The 4,760-nt window shown below is 70.2% G+C and carries 2 protein-coding genes and 1 pseudogene; all 3 read left to right on the top strand.

Going from position 1 to position 4,760, the window contains the following annotated elements; translation table 11 throughout:
* Nucleotides 1-2,550: ATP-binding protein (locus GA0115240_RS28030; protein WP_141708986.1), on the top strand; the 2,550-nt coding region annotated here is incomplete at its 5' end.
* Between the two features lie 244 nt (nt 2,551-2,794).
* Nucleotides 2,795-3,484, top strand: a complete 690-nt coding sequence (locus GA0115240_RS28025; RefSeq protein ID WP_093740928.1) for a response regulator — start codon at nt 2,795-2,797, stop codon at nt 3,482-3,484.
* A gap of 346 nt (nt 3,485-3,830) precedes the next feature.
* Nucleotides 3,831-4,760 (top strand): annotated as a pseudogene (locus GA0115240_RS28020) (cell division protein FtsK); the annotation flags it as partial.

The following is a 4,760-nucleotide window of genomic DNA, read 5'->3' as shown; positions in this document are numbered from 1 at the left end:
TTCGGTGACGAGGTGACCCGGGTGGCCCGCGAGGTGGGCACCGAGGGCCGCCTGGGCGGTCAGGCGCGGGTGCCGGACGTCTCCGGTATCTGGAAGGACCTCACCGAGTCGGTGAACCTGATGGCCAACAACCTCACCTCGCAGGTGCGCAACATCGCGCAGGTCGCCACCGCGGTGACCCGCGGTGATCTGAACCTGCGGATCGACGTGGACGCGGCCGGCGAGATCCTGGAACTGCAGGACTACATCAACACGATGATCGTCCGGCTGCGCGAGACCACGCTGGCCAACAAGGAGCAGGACTGGCTCAAGGGCAACCTGGCCAGGATCTCCGGCCTGATGCAGGGCCGCCGCGATCTCGGCGACGTGGCCGCGCTGATCATGAGCGAGCTGACCCCGGTGGTCTCCGCGCAGCACGGCGCCTTCTTCCTGGCCGAGGACACCACCGAGGTCGGCGAGGAGTACGAGCTGCACCTGATCGGCAGCTACGGCTTCTCCCGCCGCACCCGGTCCACGGTGTTCCTGCCCGGCGAGGGGCTGATCGGGCAGGCCGCCGTGGAGAAGCGCAGCATCCTGATCGAGCATGTGCCGCCGGGCTACCTGAAGATCACTTCGGGGCTGGGCGAAGCGCCGCCGTCCCATGTGATCGTGCTGCCGGTGCTGTTCGAGGGCCGGGTGCTGGGGGTGATCGAGCTGGCCGCCTTCCAGCCGTTCACCCAGATCCAGAAGGACTTCCTCGACCAGATCACCGACATCATCGCGATCAGCGTCAACACCATCTCGGTCAACACCAAGACCGAGGGGCTGCTCAAGCAGTCCCAGGAGCTGACCGAGCAGTTGCAGGAGCGCTCGGCCGAACTGGAGAGCAGGCAGCGCGCGCTGGAGATGTCCAACGCCGAACTGGAGGACAAGGCCGAGCTGCTGGCCCGGCAGAACCGCGACATCGAGGTGAAGAACACCGAGATCGAGGAGGCCCGGCAGGTCCTGGAGGAGCGCGCCGAGCAGTTGGCGGTCTCGATGCGCTACAAGTCGGAGTTCCTGGCCAATATGTCGCACGAGCTGCGCACCCCGCTCAACTCGCTGCTGATCCTGGCCAAGCTGCTGGCCGACAACGCCGACGGCAACCTGTCGCCGAAGCAGGTCGAGTTCTCGCAGACCATTCACGGCGCCGGCTCCGACCTGCTCCAGCTGATCAACGACATCCTGGACCTGTCCAAGGTCGAGGCGGGCAAGATGGACGTCTCGCCGACCCGGATCGCGCTGGTGCAGCTCGTCGACTACGTGGAGGCCACCTTCCGGCCGCTGACGGCGGAGAAGGGCCTGGACTTCTCGGTCCGGGTCTCGCCGGAGCTGCCGGTGACGTTGCACACCGACGAACAGCGGCTGCTCCAGGTGCTGCGCAACCTGCTGTCCAACGCGGTGAAGTTCACCGACAGCGGCTCGGTGGAGCTGGTGATCCGCCCGGCGGGATCCGAGGTGCCGCAGTCCATCCGCGAGCAGCTGCTGGAGGCCGGCACCCTGCGGGAGCCCGACCAGCCGCTGATCGCGTTCTCGGTGACCGACACCGGCATCGGTATCGCGGCCGGCAAGATGCGGGTCATCTTCGAGGCGTTCAAGCAGGCCGACGGCACCACCAGCCGCAAGTACGGCGGTACGGGCCTGGGGCTGTCGATCAGCCGCGAGATCGCCCGGCTGCTCGGCGGGGAGATCCACGCCGACAGCCAGCCGGGACGCGGATCGACGTTCACGCTGTACCTGCCGCTGAGCCTCGGCGAGGTGCCCCCGGCGCTGCCGCAGCTGTCGGTCGGCGGCGGCTACGGCGCGGAGAGCGAGCAGGGCGCGCAAGGGCGTACCCGCAGCCCCGGCAGCAGCCTGGCCCGGCTGCGCCGACGCTCCGCGGTGCCCCCGGCCCCGCACTCCGCCAACTGCGGCCACCCGAACGGCCAGGGCAACGGCCAGAACCACGGCCAGGGCAGCGGGCAGTCCGTCGGTCAGGGCAACGGCCACGGCAACGGGCCGGGCAACGGCCAGCCGGGCGGTCAGGGAGGCGGCCAGGGCGGGCACGGCAGCGGCCCGGGCAGCGTGCACGGATACGGACAGGCCCGGATCGGCCAGCCCGAGCAGTGGCCGGACGAGTCGCAAGGGGACGCCTTCGCCGGCTTCACCGGCAGCTTCAGCGGCGAGAAGGTGCTGATCGTCGACGACGACATCCGCAATGTCTTCGCGCTGACCAGCGTGCTGGAGCAGTACGGGCTGACGGTGCTCTACGCCGAGAACGGCCGGGAGGGCATCGAGGTCCTGGAGCAGTACGACGACATCGCCGTGGTGCTGATGGACATCATGATGCCGGAGATGGACGGCTACGCGACCACGACGGCGATCCGGAAGATGCCGCAGTTCGCCGGCCTGCCGATCATCGCGCTCACCGCGAAGGCGATGAAGGGCGACCGGGAGAAGGCCATCGACTCAGGAGCGTCGGATTATGTGACGAAGCCGGTGGACACCGACCATCTGCTCACGCTCATGGAACAGTGGATGCACGCCCGTTGAGCGGCGCGGCACGGGGAGGCGTATCTTTTGCCGACCCGTGTGTCGGATGAGGTGTGAGAGCGTTGGAATCGGGGAACCTTCTGGTCTCCGCCTACGTTTCCGGTGCGTGTTGAGTGACCTGGCGGTGACAGGGTGTGGCGAACGGCGGGGTGCGGCTACCATGACCGGCACAAGGACGGGCGGCATGACGGAGCTGTCCCCGGGGGCGGCGACCGGCACAGGGCCGGGGCGAGGAGGGCGGGCCATGGTGCAGAAGGCCAAGATCCTCCTGGTCGATGACCGGCCGGAGAATCTGCTGGCGCTGGAGGCGATCCTCTCGGCGCTCGATCAGACACTGGTGCGGGCATCGTCCGGGGAGGAAGCACTCAAAGCGCTGTTGACCGACGACTTCGCGGTGATCCTGCTCGATGTGCAGATGCCCGGCATGGACGGATTCGAGACCGCGGCGCACATCAAACGGCGGGAGCGGACCCGGGACATCCCGATCATCTTCCTGACCGCGATCAACCACGGCCCGCACCACACCTTCCGCGGTTACGCGGCCGGCGCGGTCGACTACATCTCCAAGCCGTTCGACCCGTGGGTGCTGCGCGCCAAGGTGTCGGTGTTCGTCGACCTCTACATGAAGAACTGCCAGCTGCGCGAGCAGGCGGCGCTGCTGCGGCTCCAGTTGGAGCAGGGCCTGCCGGCCGGCGCCGGAACCAACGGCGGCGGCCGGGAGTCGGTGGGGATCATCGCGGAGCTGTCGGCCCGGCTGGCCGCCGTCGAGGAACAGGCCGAAGCGCTCGGCAAGCAGCTCAACGAATCCGGCGACGGGGCGGCGGTGGCGACCGCCGCGCACCTGGAGCGCAAACTCACCGGACTGCGCCGGGCACTGGACGCACTGGAGCCCGGCACCGGCAGCGGCGTCGTCAAGCAGCAGAACTCGGACTGAGCCGGATCGGCGGCGGACCGCTCCGGACACGGTCGAGGCAAGCAGGGCGGAGCCGGACGGACCGTCGGGCCGAGCGGGACCGAGCCGGACGGGCCGTCAGGCCGAGCGCGCCGACCTGGGGGGCGGGCTGACCGGCCGGCAGGTCGGCGGCCGGACCGCCCGAGAACGTCCGATGACGTCCCGTCACCCGGGCGGCGACCGACGGTGATCCGCCCACCATGGGACCACCATGCGGCCGCTGTCCGGCCGCCGTCCGGCCGCCGTCCGATCAGCGCGGCATCCGACACGGACGGGCGTATCCACAGGCAGGCGTGTCGGCCGGTCAAAGGGCGGTAACCTCGGCACCATGGCCTCCCGTACGTCCGGCACCGCCAAGAAAGCCCCGGCGAAGCCTGCGGCGAAGAAGACCGCGGCCAAGAAACCCGCGGCGAAGAGCGCTCCCGCCAAGGCGCCCGCCAAGAAGGCGGCCGCGGCGGTCAGACCCGCGCCCCGCCCCGCCCCGTCAGCGACCAACCCCCTCTACCGCATGGTGCGCGCCATATGGCTCGGCCTGGCGCACAGTGTCGGCGCGATCTTCCGCGGCATAGGGCGCGGTGCCCGCGGCCTGGACCCGGCGCACCGCAAGGACGGCCTGGCGCTGCTGCTGATCGGTCTGACCCTGGTCGTCGCCGCCGGCACCTGGTCCAATCTGCAGGGCCCGGTCGGCGAGTTGGTGAAAATGCTGGTCACCGGCGCTTTCGGCCGCCTCGACCTGCTGGTGCCCTTCCTGCTCGGCGCGATCGCCGTCCGGCTGATGCGCCATCCGGAGCAGGCCGAGGCCAACGGCCGGATCGTGATCGGCCTGTCCGCGCTGGTGATCGGCCTGCTCGGCCTGATCCACATCGCGTGCGGCTCCCCGGGCCGCGACCAGGGCGCCCAGGCCCTGCGGGACGCCGGCGGCCTGATCGGCTGGGCCACCGCGTCCCCCTTCCTCTACACGGTGGGCGCCCCGCTGGCCGTGCCGCTGCTGCTGCTCTTCACCCTCTTCGGACTGCTGGTGGTCACCGCCACCCCGGTCAACGCCATCCCGCAGCGGCTGCGGTACGCCGGCACCAAACTCGGCCTGTACGCGGCGCCGCCGGACCCGGACGCCGTACCGCTGGAGGACTTCTTCGAAGACGAGGAGCCGCCCGCCCCCGAGGACGACTCGCCGGTGCGCCGACTGCCGCTGCGCTTCACCAAGCAGCCGCGGGACGCGGACGCCGGCCCGTACGACGTGGACCTCGACGGCCCGCTC

This window comes from Streptomyces sp. DvalAA-14, from assembly GCF_900091855.1.
Taxonomy (GTDB): domain Bacteria; phylum Actinomycetota; class Actinomycetes; order Streptomycetales; family Streptomycetaceae; genus Actinacidiphila.
The sequence above is the reverse complement of the archived record's forward strand: the minus strand, read 5'-3'. Positions and strand labels throughout refer to the sequence as shown.

What these genes read in the sequence shown, in the direction of transcription:
- GA0115240_RS28025 (WP_093740928.1), top strand. Translation starts at nt 2,795, where the DNA reads ATGGTGCAGAAGGCCAAGATCCTCCTGGTCGATGACCGGCCGGAGAAT.